The following is a 17,035-nucleotide window of genomic DNA, read 5'->3' on the forward strand; positions in this document are numbered from 1 at the left end:
AATCGGTGTGAGTGATGCGCCAGAACAGGTATCGGTAACCCAGGGAAGGGATCGGATTGAAAGCCAGGGAATTCGAGCAATATCAAAGCACTGACACATTGAGCAGAGGTCGTAACACACCAGCCATGAACGCAATCAGCCGTGAAGAATTCAACGCGAGGATCGAGACCATCGAGGCAAGAATGGATGCTCGCGTAGAGCGAGTGCACGCAGATATCCGAGAGTTCCTTGGCTCTCAGACAGAGCGAGACAAGGCTATTGAGCGCATCCAGTTCGAGCGGGATAAACGGTACGAGTCAATGATTCAAGGCATTGCCATTGAATCCAGAGAGGCGCTCAAAAAGGCCGGCACCGTCAATGCCAATGTCTGGATGGCAACGGCTGTGTATTTGTTTGGCGTGGTCAGCATTGTCGTGGGTGGGTATTTCGCCAGCCAGGCCAACCTTTATGTAGCGGTACAAACAACGTTGGCGGCGGTTCAGGCGGGCAAGGATGTCGGTGCAGCGAAGCCAGCCGAGCTGCCATCATCGGTGTCGCCAAAATAAAAACGGCCTTCAATCGAAGGCCGTTTTTGTTGCCATTGAAAACCCCTGCCTCATGGCATTTGCGGCAGCTCTTGCGGACGCAAGTCAAACACCAGTACTTCGGCATTCACGCCATTGCTCAGGGTCAGCGCCTGTTCCTCGCGAACCCGCACGCCGTCACCTTCCTGCAACGACTGGCCGTTGAGTTCAACGCTGCCACGCGCCACATGCACGTAGGCGTAACGGTTGGCGGGCAGTTCCAGCGTCGCGCTTTCCTTGCCATCGAACAACCCGGCGTAAACCCGCGCATCCTGGCGCACTGTCAGCGAACCATCGCTACCGTCCGGCGAGATAATCAGTTGCAGGCGACCGCGTTTTTTTCTGCGCGCTGAAGTGCTCCTGCTGGTAGCGCGGCTTGGCACCCGCCATTTCCGGCACGATCCAGATCTGCAGAAAGTGCACTGGACGGGTGGCCGAATGGTTGAATTCGCTGTGGGCCACGCCACTGCCTGCGCTCATCAGTTGCACGTCACCGGGGCGGATCACCGAGCCGGTGCCCAAGGTGTCCTTATGCTCCAGCGCACCTTCAAGCACGTAGGAAAAGATCTCCATGTCGCGGTGCGGGTGCTGGCCGAAACCCTTGCCAGCCGCCACGCGGTCATCGTTGATCACCAGCAGGTCGGAAAAACCCTGTTCGCGCGGGTCGCGGTAGCTGGCGAAGGAAAAGGTGTGGAAGGACTTCAACCAGCCATGATTGGCGAGGCCGCGTTCGGAAGCTTTGCGAAGGGTCAGCATGATGAATTCTCCTTGCAGGACGTTGATTCGTCCGAGTGAGGAGAAGGTTACTGTTAATCGGCTGAGGCAATAAGTAGATCGAAATTGAAATACTGTCCTGCTCAGGTTGACAGTTTTGTGGAGTCGATCACGCATTCTTTTCGCCGGATGTCACGCACTTGGCGATAATGCGGGTCTGTTCCTTCCCTTGATTTCAGTGATGTTCACCCATGAAAACCGTGGCAATGGTGCTGTTCCCCGACTTTCTCCTGCTCGACATGGCCGGCCCCATGGAGGTGTTTTCGGTCGCCAATCGCTACTTGAAACCCGAAGATCACTACCAATTGATCACCCTGGGCACTGAGCACGGGATGCTGCGAGCTTCCAATGGTGTGCAGGTGCAGACCGACCGCCATATTGACGACCCGGCCCAGGCCTTCGACCTGCTGCTGGTACCGGGTGGACCGGGTGCCTATAACGAAAAACACCCGGCGCTGCTTGCGTGGTTGCAAGGCTCGGTGGGGCAGTCCGGTTGCTACGGTTCGATCTGCACAGGGGCGTTTGTGCTCGGGCATGCCGGTCTGCTCGACGGTTATCGCGTGACCACTCACTGGAACTACACCGAACGTCTGATCAAGGCGTTCCCCAAGGCGCAGGTGGAAACCGACCAGATTTACACCGAAGACCGCAATCTGATTACTTCGGGAGGCGTGACCGCCGGCATCGATCTGGCATTGGCCGTAGTCGCCCGGGATCACGGGAAAAAGCTCGCTCAGGACGTGGCCAAGGTGCTGCTGGTGGTGATGAAACGTCAGGGCGGGCAAGCGCAGTTCAGTCCGTTGATGGCCGCAGTGGCGCCACAGGAAACCGCGATCACCCGCGTGCAGAACCATGTGCTGGAGCATCTCGACGAAGCCTTTACCGTCGAGCGCATGGCGGGGCTGGCGAACATGAGTACCCGGCATTTTGCGCGGCTGTTTGCGCGGGATGTGAACATGACGCCGATGGAGTTTTTGCAAAACGCCCGGATCGATTGCGCGCGTAATCTGCTGGAAACCACTGAGCTGCCCTTGAAGACCGTGGCCTACAAAAGTGGTTTCGGCAGTGTGCGCCATATGCGTTTTCTGTTTGCTGAAAAGCTCGGCCTGACCCCGGCGCAATACCGCGAACAGTTCAGCTAGAGCGGTTGTGTCCGTCCGGTGCATCCGGATGTCCGTGTTGCGCCCTGTATGGAGGTTGTACCGTCACCTGCGCCTGCCAAGATAAACGGTAACGCTTGGAAGGGAGACGCGCTGAGCGCCGAGGGCATGCTGCCCGCGCGCGCTGGCGCTGGAAAACGGCATGAACAGCCACAAAGACTTACCCGCTGCATCGGTGTTGTATTTCGGGCCATACGCCTTTCATCTGCGCCAACGGCTGATCCTCGACGGGGATCGACCATTGCGCATGGGCGGCCGCGCCCTCGATATTTTGCAGGTGCTGGTCGAGCACGCCGGTCGCGTCGTCCGCAAGGAACAGTTGATCGCCCGCGTGTGGCCGGACAGTGTGGTCGAAGAGATCAACCTGCGGGTGCACATCGCCGCGTTGCGCCGGGCGCTGGGCGATGGCGAGAAGGGCCAGCGCTACATCGTCAACGTGCCGCAATGTGGTTACAGCTTTATCGCGCCGGTGCACGGCGACAGCGTCGCGCAGATCGTGTTCGACAGCTTGCAGACGCCGCAACAGAATCTGCCCGCCCGCTTGACTCCGGTCATCGGCCGCGATTCGCTGGTGGGCCGTCTGGTCCGGCAAATGCCCCTGTGCCGCTTGATGACACTGACCGGGCCGGCCGGCATCGGCAAATCCACGGTGGCGCTGCGGGTGGCCGAATTGCTGTTGCAGCATTACCGCGACGGCGTCTGGTATATCGACCTGTCCATGCTCGGTGATGCGCCGTCACTGCTTGAACATCTGTTGCGCACCCTCGACCTTTCGTTCGATGCGTTAGCGTCGCGTCATGCCTTGCTGCTGCTGGATAACAGCGAGCGGTGTCGTGACTCATGCCGGGCATTGGTGGAGCGACTGCAAATGGCGGCTCCGCGGCTGGCGCTGCTGGTCACCAGTCGCGAACCGTTGCAGGCCAATCTGGAAACCCTGCAACCGATTGCGCCATTGACCTTTCCCAAGGCCTCGACACCGGCCAGTGTCGATGAGCTCATGGGCTATTCGGCGGTGCAATTGCTGGTCAGTCGCGCGCGTGCCCGGCAGCACGATTTCAGCTTGCGCGAGCAGGATCTGCAAACCGTGTGCAGTCTCTGTCGCCGTCTCGACGGTTTGCCATTGGCCATTGAGCTGGCGGCCGCGCAGATCGATGCGCTGGCGTTGGTAGGGCTGCAAGCGCAACTGGACAACGCCCTGCACCTGCTCAGGCATGGCCGCCGCACCGCGAAGCCAAGACATCAATCCATGAGCGCAGCGTTGGACTGGAGCTATCAGGATCTGCGGCCCTGCGAACGCCGGGTCTTGCAGCGCCTGTCGGTATTCAAGATGGCCTTCACCGAAGAGGCTGCGCTGCGGGTCATCGACGGTGGGCATCTGCGATCGGTGATTGAACGCCTGGCTGCCAAGTCATGGCTGACGGTGGAGCGGGGTGCAGACGTGGTGCGTTATCGAATGCTCAATCTTCTTCGCTGTTACGTCCGTGAACAGACCGAAGCCAGCGTTGAACCGAGTGCTATCGCGTACCATCGTGCGCTGTACCGCAGGCCAAATCGATCAGCTGCGGGTGTGCAACTGTTCATGCAACGCATCGAGCAATAAGCGCACCTTGCGCAGGTCCGGCGTGGCATAGCCTTCGGTGAAGCGTTGATGGATCGGGGTCAGTAGCTCCAGTGCTTCGCGGTGGCGTGATTGGCGCTGCCACAGTTGGGCCAATGTTGTGGCGCTGCGCAGTTCCCAGGCCAGCGCGCCCTGGGCGCGGGCGATGGCGAGGGCGTTTTGCAGGAGGTGTTCTGCCTGCTCGCCAAGGCGTCCCTGCGGACAATCCGCCTCGTCCGCCAATAATCGCTCAGCCTCGGCCCGCAACACTTCCGCCGTGCTCCAGCCTGCTGCACCACTGTGCGCCCGCTCCAGCAGCGCTTCATCGATATGGCGGGCATCGAGTGTGACCATCAGCTCCTTGATCAGCCCGTTATCCGCCGGCGCGTCGGGTTGGGCCAGGCGTTCATCGATCACCTGCGCATAGTGCCGTCCCCAGCGATAGAACAGCAGCACCGAGTGCTTCTGCGCCTGCTCCAGCAACAGTTGCAACAATTCGCGCGCAGTCCTGGCGTCGCCGTTGTAATGCGCAATCAGGCAGCTGGCCAATGCCAGGGTGTAGCAGATCGACGTCCCGTGGTTGATCTGCACGGCGATATCCAGCGCCTGTCGGGCGGTGCGCCACGCCTGTTCGGGAAACCCCTGCAGCCACAACACCCGGGCGAGAATGGTCAACGAAGCCACGCTCTGGTCGTACTGCACGCCAAAACCGTGGGTGAAGCGGTTGCGACAACCACTGTGGGCCATACGCTGAATCACTTGCTCGGCGTTGATCCGCGCGCGCGGCTGGTCGCCGGCAAAGTGCAGCGCAAGGACGCGCAAGCGGTGAATGCTCAATGACAGCAGCGGGTCGTCGTGGCCACCGAGGCGGTCGAATTGTTCGCTTTGCTGCAATGCCGCCTGGTAATGCCCACAGCTGAGATTGACCGCCAGGTGGCCGGAGATTGCGCGCAATTGCGCGGCGACGTCGTGGTGCTGCTGCGCCAGCGCGTTAGCCTGAGTGAACGCTTTAATGGTTTCCGGCGAACCGCCGCAGGTGTGATAACAAGCGCTGCCGAGTGCCAGTTGCAAGGCTGTCTGCAGGCGCGGACAGGGTTGTTCCGCGCTTTTGAGCAAGGACAACGCCTGACGGACATGCGCGCCATATTCCTTGAGCAATGACAGCTCCTGCCACAACGCGGCCGACGTCGCGGTCAAACGGATGCCGAGAGGGCGCGTGCCGTTGCCGTGCAAACTCCAGTCGAGTGCAGCGCGCAGGTCTTCCAGGCCTCGGGCATAGCGCTCGATCCATTGTGTGGTCGGAGTGTGTTCCCATTCGGTCTGCGCTTGCTCCATCAACGTCAGATAACGTTCGGCGTGGCGTTCGCGCAGGGTTTCGCGTTCGCCGCTTAGTTCGAGTTTTTCCAGGGCGTAATGGCGGGTGGTGTCGAGCAGGCGATAAAACACTTCTTCATCACCGACTTCCACGTTCAGCAGCGATTTACCCACCAGTTGCGTGACCGATGCGAGCACCTGCGTGGGATCGATGTGTTGACCGACGATCACCGCCGCAGCCGAGGCCAGGCTGAAGCTACCGCGAAACACCCCGAGGCGCCGCAGGCAAGTCTGCTCGCAAGGGGTGAGCAGATTGAAACTCCAGTCCAGCGTGGCGTGCAGCGTTTGATGCCGCGCATGGCGCTGGTGGTTGCCCGCCGCCAGTGGGTGCAAGTGATCCTGCCATTGCTCCAGCAAGCCGCTCAGCCCCAGGCTTTCGACCTGCGCTGCTGCCAGTTCCAGAGCCAACGGAATACCGTCCAGACGCCGGCAGATCTCCATCGCCAGGGGTAACTCGGCGTCGCTCAGTTCAAAGCGTTCATGGGCGCCCATCGTTCGTTCGACGAACAGTTGCAAGGCCGCGAAAGTCATCGCCTGCTCGCGATCGAGACGGCTCGTCGCAGGCGGGCAATCGAGGGATTCCAGACGCTGCACGAACTCGCCCTCAGCGCGCAGGCTTTCGCGGCTGGTGGCCAGAATATGTACGTGCGGTGCGCCGCGCAGGAGGCTCTCGACGAGCAGCGCCACGGCATCGATGAGGTGCTCGCAGTTATCGATCACCAGCAGCATCTGCCGTTCGCGCAAATCGTTGATCACACTCGCCAGCGGCGCGCCGTCGTGTACCGCCAGATCAAGCAGGGTCGCCAGTTGCGAGGCGATCAGCGCCGGGTCGGTGAGCGGCGCCAGATCCAGCAGGCGGATGCCATCGCGATAGCGTCCGAGCAACTGCTCGGCGACGCGCAGGGCAACGGTGGTCTTGCCAATGCCGCCGGGGCCGATGAGGGTGATGCAGCGCTGTCGCGGCAGTTGCTGCATCAAGCTGTCCACCAATGACTGGCGGCCGATCATCCGGGTACGGCGCAGCGGCAGGTTGTGGCGCCCGGGCGCCGCCTCCAGTAGCCGTTGTCCGTTGGCGTGCACCGTCAGTGGGGCAACGAAACTGTAGCCGCGCTGGGCCACGGTCACGATATAGCGCTGACCGGCCTGACCGTCGCCCAGCGCCTTGCGCAGGGCGGCCATGTGCACCCGCAGATTGATGTCTTCGACGACGGTGTCCGGCCATACGCCGGCGAGCAGTTGCTGCTTGCTCACCACTTCTCCGGCATGCGCCAGCAGCATCAGCAGAATATCCATGGCGCGCCGCCCCAGCCGCAACGGCTGGTCACCTTCCATGACCAATCGTTGTCCGGTGTAAATCCGATAGGGGCCGAAGCCGATGGCCTGATTCGGGGAAAGACTCAACAGCGCACTCCTGCGGTGATGCGGCGATCCTGGTAGATGGACGCTGCGTGAAGACGCAGATCGTCGGCTACAAGGTATCGCAGCATATTCCTCAGGTTTGGCCATCAGTGCAACGCCGGGCTCTTGCGCAACGCTCAAAAGCTCAGATGCCGTGTCCGGGGGGGCGTTGCCATCACGCATGACCTGACAGCGCCAGGCGAACGGATTGATCCCTTCGCTGCGGGTGAACATGTGGCAGAAATGTGCCTGATCACAGAAACCGCATTCCAGGCTGATCTGCGTCAGGCTCAGGCCGGTGTGGCGGATCAGCAGCTTGGCGCGGGCAATGCGCTGTTCGCGGATCCAGTCCTGCGGCGCCAGACCGGTGCTGGCCTTGAACGCCCGGGAGAAATGGCTGCGCGACAATGAGCAGGCGCGTGCCAGCTCGGCCACTTCCAGGCTTTCTCCGAGGCGTTCGAGGATCAGTTGTTTGACCTGCCGCTCCCGTTGCGGGCTGAGGCCGCCGATAAGCGGCCGGGGCGTTTCGCTGGCAGGGGCGAGGGCGACGGATTGCTGTAGAGGAGCCATGGCCGGTGTCCGTGTCGTGGAGGTGAAAAACAACGCTGCGCAGAGGCCTTCATTGTTAAGAAGGGACATGCCGGCTGACGAGTTAATCGTTGTTAATTCGCAGGCCTGACACGGATGCAAACCACCGTTGATCGGGTAAAGTGCTCAGCACTTGCGAACGGTCTTAGAAGGAATTGCAGCCCATGAACCGTAACGATCTGCGCCGTGTCGACATGAACCTGCTGGTGATTTTCGAAGCCCTGATGTTCGAAAAGAACCTGACCCGCGTCGCCGAAAAACTGTTCATGGGCCAGCCGGCGGTCAGTGCCGCGCTGGGGGCGTTTGCGTGACCTGTTCGATGATCCGCTGTTGCTGCGCAACGGTCGCGGCATGGAGCCGACGGCGCGAGCGCTGGCGATTCTGCAGGAGCTGCAACCGGCGATGGATGTGATCTCCGGCGCGGTCAGCCGGGCCAAGGAGTTCGATCCGGCGACCAGTTGCGATGTGTTCCGTATCGGCCTCTCGGATGACGCCGAGTTCGGTCTGTTTCCTCCGCTATTGCGCCAGTTGCAGGAAGAGGCGCCGGGGATCGTGGTCGTGGTGCGCCGCGCCAACTACCTGCTGATGCCGGCGTTGCTGGCGTCCGGGGAAATCTCCGTCGGCGTGAGCTACACCACCGATCTGCCGGCCAACGCCAAGCGCAAGAAACTGCGCGACATTCCCTGCAAGGTGCTGCGTGGCGACGACCCGCCCGGGGCCGCTCACGCTTGACGAGTACTGCGAGCGGCCTCACGCCATGGTGTCGTTCTCGGGGGGACCTGAGCGGCAACATCGACATGGACCTGGCCAAGGTCGGCCGCAGCCGCCGGGTGGTGCTCGGTGTACCTCAGTTCAGCGGCCTGCGCGCGCTGTTGGCGGGCACCGAGATGATCGCTACCGTGCCGGATTACGCCGCGTGTGCGCTGGTGGAAGGTTGTGCGTTGCGAGCTGAAGATCCGCCGTTTCCGATTGATGCGGCGCAACTGTCGATGGCCTGGAGCGGGGTGCATGACAACGACCCGGCAGAGAAATGGCTGCGGTCGCGGATCAGTCAGTTCATGTCGGTGTCGCTGGATGTTCCAGTGGTGTGAGTGACCGTTCGTCTAAAACAGCGTTCACCCTGTTAGTTCTGACAGTGGTGAGTGCTCGCCTTTCCGTGTTTGATGGGTCAATGCCGAAACGGCCAGCCCTCGGGGGAAGTGAAAATGGACGTGCCGATTACCGCGCTTACCCGTGACGATCTGTCGCGACTGGCAATTAAAGAAAGTTCAAATGGTTTCCTGTTGCCAGCGGCCGCCCGGTACAACCTGACGGTAATAATCGACTTCCCTTGGTTGCCAGGAGACTTACTTTCCATCACGTGGGCCGGGACTCCAGGTTCCCGGTTCCTATACGTCGCCGCGCATACCGATCGGCGGATTTAAACCCCCTTTCACGACCCACATTAACAATATTCTGGTGGCTTTCAATCTCGGTCGGACTGTCATCGTCAGTTACACGCTTTACCGTGGCACTGAACCTCCTGTGGTATCGCAACCTTTGCCGCTCTTCATACCGCTCATAAACCAACTTGATCTGCCCCTGCCGGTGATCAAAGAGGCAAACGACGAAGGTGGGGGCACTCACTTGGATGTGAGCGATCTGACTGAGGTTACTTTACGTATCCGGTCATGGCTGCTGAGCAGGCGCGAGCAGTTCTTCTGGCTCCTGCTCACAGGCGTGAAAGCCGACGGCAGTGTCTGGGAGGCCTGGTATTGGCAAGCACCGGGAAATATTGTTGGTAATGAATTCAGCCTCGGGTATTACGAACAAAAGATCCCTGCCGCGCCGCTGCAAGGTCTGCAAAATGGAAGCGTGTTGACAATGAGGTTTTGGGCCGGGCTGCAGAACAGTCCGGATCGGTCCGATGCCCAGGCATTTGCACATCGTAACTACATCGTCCTGACGGACCCTGTGAGCGCGCCAAGGATCGAACGGATCACTGATCCGCTCGATCAGGAGATCGCCGAAGATGGCGACACGCTTTTCACCAGCGCCACATTGCACGGTGCCGCGACAGAAGAAGTCAGCGTGTTTGACGGGCAAGCGCCTCTGGGCAGGGCGCCGGCCATAGCGGGCGTATGGAAATTTCCGGTTACTGGATTGACCCAGGGCCCACACATCTTTAAAGGTCAATACGCCGGTGGCGGGGTATCCAATACCCGGACGATCAACGTTCTGGAAAACCGCGAAGTACGGATCAAGGAATCAACCGGCAACACTCATTTGAATCCTTCTGCGTCCATTAATACGCTGACGTTTGTGCTCGATTATCCGAGCCAGCCTGCCGACCTGGTCAGCGTGCGCTGGATCGCGGCGCAAGGCACGCCAGCGGCAGGTTCGTATACATCGCTGCCGGTCGCTGTGGGTGCCACGCCCAGAGAACTAACGGCGCCTGTCTCTCTGGTGGCCTTCAGCATCGGTAAATCCGTTGAAGCTACCGCCTCCTACGTACGCGGCGGTGCACCGGCGGTGCAGTTGCAACCCTTGGCGCTATCCGTGCTGCCGATCCCGAGCAACTTGCTCATATCCCCAGTGATCGACGAGGCCAAAGACACTCTCGAACTGGACAAGAAGGACATCGTGACCGGAGCGAACCTGACTTTCGGCAACTGGATACACATAGCGAGAGGCCAACGACTGGAACTCACCCTGATGGGCTTCACGGCCAATGGCATCGAGAACAATCGAAGTATCTGGACACCCGATCGCAATTCGGTTCATCAGGCCTGGGTCTTGAATCGAGGCTACACGTTCGGACTCCCGCTCGACTATCTGCTGTCGCTCGGGGTCGGGACATTGGTGAGCATCCTGTTCACAGTGAGAACGGATCAAGTGCCAAGCTCGACGGCAGTCACGGTTTTCGAACCGCGTCGTTACACCATCGTGGACTCGCGCTGACCGGAGGAGGGAATAAGGTTTTCGGCTTTGGACGGTTGGGACGCGGAGCATCCCGGCTGCATTCCCATGCAGAACGTGGGAGCGATCGATCAAGAGCAAAGAGAGCACACCCATCCAATTTCCCCCCGATCAATCGTTGCACTATTCCCTGCAATGATTGATCAAGGGTGGATCCATGAACGCTGTACAACGCAATGACCAGGCGCAGAACCTCGGCCTGCTCTTACTGCGGGTGACCGGCGGGTTGTTTCTGCTGTTCGTCCACGGCTTGCCCAAGTTGCTGGACTTCACTGCGCAGCTGCAACAGATCGAAGACCCGTTCCACCTCGGTGCCCACCTCACTTTGATTCTGGCGATCTTCGCCGAAGTCCTCTGTCCGCTACTGATCGTCGCCGGGGTGCTGGCGCGATTGGCCTGCTTGCCTATTCTTTTTGTTCTGCTGGTGGCGCTGCTGGTCGTGCATCCGCAATGGAGTGTGGCCGAAGGACAGTTCGGCTGGTTGCTGTTGATCCTCTTCACCACTGTACTGATCGCCGGGCCTGGACGGCTGGCGCTCAATGCGCGTTTGCCCGGAGTGCTTCGTTATGCCTGATACCCCGTCCCTGAGAAAACCGGGAACCGAAGAAACCGTGACGCTGATCGTCAAGCACCGGGTCAAGGCCGGCTTCGAACAGCCCTATGAAGCCTGGCTGCGCAATATCGTCAGCGTGGCGGGGCGTGAAGAAGGGCACTTGGGTGTGGACGTAATGCGCAGTAAACAGGGTGGCCTCGCGCTGTTCACCTGCGTGCTGCGTTATTGCTCGACCGAGGCGATGCAGCGCTGGCTCGACTCCCCCACAGCGTCAGGCGCTGATCGAAGAGGCCGCGCCGATGCTCGCCGACGGCGACCAGACCGAGGTCAATGCGGCCAACGAGTTCTGGTTCACGCCACTGGTCGACGCTGCCACGCCTCCACCACGCTGGAAGCAGGCCGTCGTGACGCTGTTCGTGATCCTGCCGCACACCTTGTTGGTGCCGCTGATCTGGGGTCCGTTGCTGCAACTCAATGCATTCCTGTCCAACTATGTGGTCGCCACGTTCCTGATCACCCTGACCATCGTGCTGTCGGTGGTGTACGTCTGCATGCCGGCCGCCACTCGCTTGTTCGCACCGTGGCTGGCGGCCACTCAGCTCCATGAACACCTTGAATCCAACGCCCATCCGCCGCGCTGAAGGGGCGGATACGGACTTCGTTTCACTTATCTCGAAGGAACTGCGATGAACGCCGATCTGATTCTGTTCAATGGCCAATTTCATACGGTAGACCGCGAAAAACCCCTCGCCAGTGCTGTGGCGATCAAGGACGGACGTTTTGTCGTCGTCGGCAACGACACCCAGGCCATGGCCCTGCGTGGTTCGGCCACGCAAGTGATCGACCTGCACGGGCGCTGCGTGATCCCCGGCCTCAACGACTCGCACTTGCACCTGATCCGTGGCGGCCTCAACTACAACCTCGAACTGCGCTGGGAAGGCGTGCCGTCGCTGGCTGATGCACTGCGCATGCTCAAGGAGCAGGCCGACCGCACGCCGACCCCGCAATGGGTGCGCGTGGTCGGTGGCTGGAACGAATTCCAGTTCGCCGAAAAACGCATGCCGACCCTCGAAGAGCTCAACCAGGCCGCACCGGATACCCCAGTGTTCGTCCTGCACCTGTACGACCGCGCGCTGCTCAACCGTGCCGCCCTGCGCGTCGCCGGCTACACCCGCGACACGCCGAACCCGCCGGGCGGCGAGATCGTGCGCGATGCCAACGGCAATCCGACCGGGATGCTGGTGGCGCGGCCGAACGCGATGATTCTGTACTCGACGCTGGCCAAGGGGCCGAAGTTGCCGCTGGACTATCAGGTCAACTCGACCCGGCAGTTCATGCGCGAACTCAATCGCCTCGGCCTGACCAGCGCGATCGATGCCGGCGGCGGTTTCCAGAACTATCCCGACGACTATCAGGTGATCGAGCAACTGGCCAAGGATGATCAGTTGACCGTGCGCATCGCCTACAACCTGTTCACCCAGAAGCCGAAAGAAGAGCTGACCGATTTCCAGAACTGGACCGGCAGCGTCAAGTTGCACCAGGGCGACGATTACCTGCGGCACAACGGCGCCGGGGAAATGCTGGTGTTCTCGGCAGCCGACTTCGAAGACTTCCTCGAACCGCGCCCGGACCTGCCGCAGACCATGGAACAGGAACTGGAGCCGGTGGTGCGCCACTTGGTCGAGCAGCGCTGGCCCTTCCGTTTGCACGCCACGTACAACGAATCGATCAGCCGCATGCTCGACGTGTTCGAGAAGGTCAACCGCGACATTCCGTTCAACGGTCTGCCGTGGTTCTTCGACCATGCCGAAACCATCACCCCGCAGAACATTGAGCGGGTGAGGGCACTGGGCGGCGGCATCGCGATTCAGGATCGCATGGCGTTCCAGGGCGAATACTTCGTCGACCGTTACGGCGCGAAAGCCGCCGAAGCTACGCCACCGATCAAACGCATGCTCGCCGAAGGCGTGCCGGTGGGCGCCGGCACCGATGCCACGCGGGTTTCCAGCTACAACCCGTGGACGTCGCTGTACTGGATGGTCAGCGGCCGCACCGTCGGCGGTCTGGCCTTGTACGAAGAAGGTTTGCCGCGCACCACTGCGCTGGAATTGTTCACCCACGGCAGCGCCTGGTTCTCGTCCGAGCAGGGCAAGAAGGGCCAGATCAAGGTCGGGCAACTGGCGGATCTGGCGGCACTGAGCGCGGACTTCTTCCATGTCGAGGAAGAAGCGATCAAGTGGATCGAGTCGGTGCTGACCGTGGTCGGCGGCAAGATCGTTTACGCCGCCGGCGATTTCGAAGACCTCGGCCCACGCTCGATCCCCGTGCTGCCGGACTGGTCGCCGGTGGTCAAGGTGCCGGGCCACTGGCGCCCGAATTCGCCTTTGCAGGCGCAAGTGCATCAGTGTGTCGGTGCCTGCGCGGTGCATGCGCACAGCCATGAAAAAGCCCGACTGTCGAACGCTCCGGTCAGTGACTTCGCCGGTTTCTGGGGCGCGTTCGGCTGTTCCTGTTTCGCGTTCTGATCACTACAAAAAAGCGCCGGCCACCCGGTCGGCGCCTCATGCAACAACCATCCACCGAGGAGTTTCCCATGAGCGTTCCCTACAAGCGTCTGAACAAAGATGATGCGGTCGTGCTGCTGGTCGACCACCAGACCGGTCTGATCTCGCTGGTACAGGATTTCTCGCCAAACGAATTCAAAAACAACGTGCTGGCACTGGGCGACATCGCCAAGTTCTTCAAGCTGCCAACCATCCTCACCACCAGTTTCGACGCCGGCCCGAACGGCCCGATCGTGCCTGAGCTGCGCGAGCAGTTCCCGGATGCACCGTTCATTCAACGTCCTGGCCAGATCAACGCCTGGGACAACGAAGACTTCGTCAAGGCAATCAAAGCCACCGGCCGCAAGCAACTGATCATCGCCGGTGTGGTGACCGACGTCTGCGTGGCATTCCCGACCCTGTCGGCCATCGCCGAAGGTTATGAAGTGTTTGTGGTCACCGACTCGTCCGGCACCTTCAACACCACCGTGCAACAAGCGGCGTGGGCGCGCATGTCGGCGGCCGGTGCACATCTGCTGAACTGGTTTGCCGTGGCCTGCGAGCTGCAAGGCGACTGGCGCAACGACATGGAAGGCTTGGCGCACCTGCTGTCCGAACGCCTGCCGAACTACCGCAACCTGATCAACAGCTACACCAAGTTCACTGCCAAGTGATTGCTTGAACTGAAAGTGCCCGCTTGATTGCGGGCATTTTCATGTGCAGTAAAAAGAGGCGTAACCCATCACCACCTGTGGCGAGGGAGCTTGCTCCCGCTGGGCTGCGCAGCAGTCCCCGAAATCTGTGAGCGCTGCGCACTCAAGCGGGAGCAAGCTCCCTCGGCCACAAGGTATGGCGTCCACCTGTTTGTCAGGGCTAGCGCTTTTGCAACCAGCCGAGAAACCCACCCTTGCGCACCGCCACCGGTTTGGCCATCAACGCCAGCCGGCTGTTCTGCTGTCGCACGGCCTGCAATTTGTTCAACGCCTGGCCGACTTCGCTGCGCTGTTCCATGCACTGACGGGTCAGGTTCTTGTCGAGACGGTAGATGATCGAAGAGGTCAGCGCGGTAAACGTTGCTTGCGAAGGCGTATCTGCAAGGATGCTTTGCTCACCCATGACCTCGCTCGGCCCCATGCGCCCGGCCTCGCTGAAGCCGTTGCCATCCGGCACGCTGGCGCTGACTACGCCGGTGGCGATCACGAACAGGCTGTCCGGCACCTCCTCCAGATTGAGCACCACCTGCCCGGCGCTGTACTGCTGCGCGACCATCGATTCGGCGAGGCGATCACGTTCCTCATGGCTCAGCGAGCGGAACACTTTCACTTCATCGAGCAACGCCCGGGCACGGGTCGAGGGTTCGATCACACCGTCCGGATGCCGGGAAATACCTGCGGCCTCGAGATGCCGGTGGGCGAGGTCGAACAGTTGATTGCGCACTTCGCCTTTCTTGCCCAGCTCGGCGATGAAACCGCTGGCCACGTATTCCGACATTTCGTCGCCGGCCTCTTTCAGCACCGCTTTCGGTGCGGGCGTCAGCAACAGACTGCTGCTGCCTTGGAGCGTGCGCTCGAGGGCGTCGAGCACCCGACGCGGGCGAATGTGGTTCGGCACCTTGATGCTGATCGACACGCCGTGCAGGTTGTTCGGGCGACTGAGGTTGACGATCTTGGCCTTGGCCGCCACCGAGTTCGGCACCACGGCCAGAGTGCCGGTGCTGGACAGCAGATGCGTGGCACGCCAGTTGATGTCGAGCACCTTGCCTTCAACGCCGTCGATGACCACCAGATCATCCACCTGATACGGCTTGGTGGTGTTGAGCACGATGCCGGAAAACACGTCGGCCAAGGTGCTTTGCAGCGCGAGACCGATGACGATGGCCACCACGCCCGAAGTCGCGAGCAAGCCTTTGACCGGCAGCTCCAGCACATAGCCGGCGGCCGCGACGATCGCCGCCAGAAACACCAGCGCGCCAATCACGTCCTGCAACAGCCGACCGCTGTGGCCGATGCGTCGCATCAGAATCAGGCCGATCACTTCGGTCAGCACCCGCGCGGCGTACAGCCACCAGAGAATGCCCAGCGCCGTCGCCCCGAGCTGCGCCACCGGGTCATCGGCAAACTGTGGAGCCTGCAACGGGCTGACGCCGGCATTGATGGCCAGTGCGCTGAATGCCAGAAACAGCACCAGCCGCACACCGACCCGCGGCGCGCGGTGCTTGAACGGGGCGAGGTGCCAGAGCAGCGCATCGAGCAGCAACAGCGCGGCGCTCCAGGACAGCAGGTGGGTGAGGAGGAGGGACATGGCGATCTCCGGAACTGCATGAACGTCGGTGTTGAAGAGGCTTTTGTGGTGAGGGGATTCATCCCCGATGGACTGCGCAGCAGTCCCCTGCCTTTTTGGTTAGCAGTGGGGTCGCTTCGCAACCCATCGGGGATGAATCCCCTCACCACAAGGGTTCTTGCAATCAAAAAACTCGCCACAACCGTKGGGTGTGGCGAGGGAGGGGGCCTCAGTTCAGATGCGTCTTCAGCTCAGCCGCGGCCTGGCGCACGGCCGCTTTCACTTCGGGAATCTGACTCAGCGGATTGAGCAAGCCAAAGTCATGAATCATCCCGTTGTAGCGCACCGAGGTCACCGGCACACCGGCCGCATCCAGATGCCGTGCGTAGCCTTCGCCTTCGTCACGCAGCACGTCGAATTCGGCGGTCTGTACCAGCGCGGCGGGCAGGCCCTTGAGCTGTTCAGCGCTGGCGTTGAGCGGCGAGGCGTGGATCTGCGCGCGTTCGGCCGGGTTGGTGGTGTAGTTGTCCCAGAACCACTGCATCATGCCCTTGGTGAGGAAGTGGCCCTCGGCAAATTGCTGGTACGAGCCGTTATCGAACCCGGCGTTGGTCACCGGCCACATCAGCAACTGGAAGCGCAGGGCCGGGGGTTTTCTGTTCCTTGGCCATCAACGCCACGACCGCCGCCATGTTGCCGCCGACGCTGTTGCCGGCCACCGCCAGACGCTTGCCGTCGACACCAATCTCCTTGCCGTGCTCGGCCACCCATTTGGTCGCGGCGTAAGCCTGATTGATCGCAGTCGGGTACTGCGCTTCCGGCGACGGCGTGTAATCGACGTACACCGCGACCGCTCCAGAGCCGACCACCAGATCGCGAATCAGGCGTTGGTGAGTCGGGTAATCGCCCAATACCCAACCACCACCGTGGAAGAACATGAACACCGGCAATTCGCCTTTGACCTTGGCCGGCCGCACCACTTTCAGGTTGATGGTCTGGCCATCGACCTTGATCGCCTTGTCGCTGACTTCAACCCCGGACAGGTCAACCTTTACCGACGCCTGGGCACCGGTCAGCACCGCACGGGCATCCTTCGGGCTCAGCTGTTCCAGCGGTTTGCCACCGCCGGCGGCGAGGGCTTCGAGGAAAGCCTGGGTATTGTGTTCGACGCCCGGGCTGCCGGCGGCGAATGCGTTGCCGATGGAGAGGGCGAGGAGGGATGCGGTCAGGGTTTTTTTGATGTTCAT

The 17,035-nt window shown here is 61.2% G+C and carries 10 protein-coding genes and 4 pseudogenes; 10 read left to right on the plus strand and 4 right to left on the minus strand.

Features of this window, described 5'->3' with window-relative positions; translation table 11 throughout:
- Nucleotides 1-56: 56 nt before the first annotated feature.
- A complete protein-coding gene (locus HT737_RS00340; RefSeq protein ID WP_306287121.1) occupies nt 57-545 on the plus strand; it encodes a hypothetical protein in 489 nt (162 codons plus the stop codon).
- A gap of 50 nt (nt 546-595) precedes the next feature.
- On the opposite strand, the pseudogene HT737_RS00345 reads toward HT737_RS00340, so the two are convergent.
- Nucleotides 596-1,319 (minus strand): annotated as a pseudogene (locus HT737_RS00345) (pirin family protein).
- Nucleotides 1,320-1,528: 209 nt separating this feature from the next.
- Between HT737_RS00345 and HT737_RS00350 the strand changes: the two are divergent.
- The gene (locus HT737_RS00350; RefSeq protein ID WP_182400921.1) at nt 1,529-2,479 is read left to right on the plus strand and encodes a GlxA family transcriptional regulator; all 951 of its coding nucleotides are present in this window, start codon (nt 1,529-1,531) and stop codon (nt 2,477-2,479) included.
- A gap of 160 nt (nt 2,480-2,639) precedes the next feature.
- The gene (locus HT737_RS00355) at nt 2,640-4,097 is read left to right on the plus strand and encodes a winged helix-turn-helix domain-containing protein (RefSeq protein ID WP_182400923.1); all 1,458 of its coding nucleotides are present in this window, start codon (nt 2,640-2,642) and stop codon (nt 4,095-4,097) included.
- On the opposite strand, the gene HT737_RS00360 is transcribed toward HT737_RS00355, so the two are convergent.
- Nucleotides 4,053-7,436, minus strand: a complete 3,384-nt coding sequence (locus HT737_RS00360; protein WP_182400925.1) for a helix-turn-helix domain-containing protein — start codon at nt 7,434-7,436, stop codon at nt 4,053-4,055. The genes HT737_RS00355 and HT737_RS00360 overlap by 45 nt on opposite strands.
- A 182-nt stretch (nt 7,437-7,618) precedes the next feature.
- Between HT737_RS00360 and HT737_RS00365 the strand changes: the two are divergent.
- From HT737_RS00365 to ycaC, 7 genes and pseudogenes are all read left to right on the plus strand, one after another.
- Nucleotides 7,619-8,545 (plus strand): annotated as a pseudogene (locus tag HT737_RS00365) (LysR substrate-binding domain-containing protein).
- Between the two features lie 114 nt (nt 8,546-8,659).
- Nucleotides 8,660-8,878: a hypothetical protein gene (locus tag HT737_RS00370; protein WP_182400927.1), complete on the plus strand. Its 219-nt coding sequence runs from the start codon at nt 8,660-8,662 to the stop codon at nt 8,876-8,878.
- A 34-nt stretch (nt 8,879-8,912) separates the two neighbouring features.
- Nucleotides 8,913-10,394, plus strand: a complete 1,482-nt coding sequence (locus tag HT737_RS00375; RefSeq protein WP_182400929.1) for an Ig-like domain repeat protein — start codon at nt 8,913-8,915, stop codon at nt 10,392-10,394.
- Nucleotides 10,395-10,569: 175 nt separating this feature from the next.
- The gene (locus HT737_RS00380) at nt 10,570-10,986 is read left to right on the plus strand and encodes a DoxX family protein (RefSeq protein ID WP_047293330.1); all 417 of its coding nucleotides are present in this window, start codon (nt 10,570-10,572) and stop codon (nt 10,984-10,986) included.
- Nucleotides 10,979-11,606: pseudogene (locus HT737_RS00385) on the plus strand (antibiotic biosynthesis monooxygenase). The gene HT737_RS00380 and the pseudogene HT737_RS00385 overlap by 8 nt, the downstream one beginning before the upstream one ends.
- A gap of 45 nt (nt 11,607-11,651) precedes the next feature.
- Nucleotides 11,652-13,490, plus strand: coding sequence for an amidohydrolase (locus tag HT737_RS00390; RefSeq protein ID WP_095668839.1), 1,839 nt, complete (start codon nt 11,652-11,654; stop codon nt 13,488-13,490).
- Between the two features lie 68 nt (nt 13,491-13,558).
- Nucleotides 13,559-14,182 carry an isochorismate family cysteine hydrolase YcaC gene (gene ycaC, locus HT737_RS00395; protein ID WP_047293334.1) on the plus strand — a complete coding sequence of 208 codons (624 nt, stop codon included), beginning with the start codon at nt 13,559-13,561 and terminating at the stop codon, nt 14,180-14,182.
- 199 nt (nt 14,183-14,381) lie between these two features.
- On the opposite strand, the gene HT737_RS00400 is transcribed toward ycaC, so the two are convergent.
- Together HT737_RS00400 and HT737_RS00405 are read right to left on the minus strand one after the other, a co-directional pair.
- Nucleotides 14,382-15,809: a mechanosensitive ion channel family protein gene (locus HT737_RS00400; RefSeq protein WP_182400931.1), complete on the minus strand. Its 1,428-nt coding sequence runs from the start codon at nt 15,807-15,809 to the stop codon at nt 14,382-14,384.
- A 208-nt stretch (nt 15,810-16,017) separates the two neighbouring features.
- Nucleotides 16,018-17,035, minus strand: a pseudogene (locus HT737_RS00405) (alpha/beta hydrolase); the annotation flags it as partial.

The sequence above is a fragment of the Pseudomonas sp. MD195_PC81_125 genome (genome assembly GCF_014060985.1).
Taxonomy (GTDB): Bacteria; Pseudomonadota; Gammaproteobacteria; order Pseudomonadales; family Pseudomonadaceae; genus Aquipseudomonas; species Aquipseudomonas parakoreensis.